Origin of the sequence: Thiohalocapsa sp. (assembly GCF_019695415.1) — a bacterium.
Classification (GTDB): Bacteria; Pseudomonadota; Gammaproteobacteria; order Chromatiales; family Chromatiaceae; genus Thiohalocapsa.
The window spans coordinates 1-481 of sequence record NZ_JAIFKJ010000379.1; positions in this window are offsets into that span (position 1 = coordinate 1).

The window sequence follows — 481 nt, forward strand, 5'->3', positions numbered from 1 at the left end:
CGGTGGGGTCGAACAGCCGGCGCAGCTCGATGTCCGAGACGTCCGCAGCGGCAGCCATGCTGCTGACGAGTGTAGCGGAGAGTCCAATGGTGGTAAGCAGCGTGGCTGTTGGCGTGGGTTGCTTTCGATGAGGCATGACCGCTGGTTTCTCCATTGATGCCTTGCGAGTGATTGAGGCCGTCACATGACAGCGTCGAGGTCAGATTAACCTGATACCCGATGACGAAGCTGTGACGTATTCACGCGAGATCGTTGCACTCGGCGGCGAGGGGGTTACCCCTTTGCAGCCAAGGCTGCTTGGGTGCGCCCGCGCGCCCGTGGGCTGGGTTCAGCAGTGTAAGGTCGCATCGAGGCCAGAACGATGCCGGCGATTATTGTCCCGAACTGGGACGGGTGGGCAACGACAGGGGGGATCGGGGGTGCATGCGATGAGGCGTGTGCACCAGAGAAGGGGCGTATAGCCGATTGGTACAATGGGCGG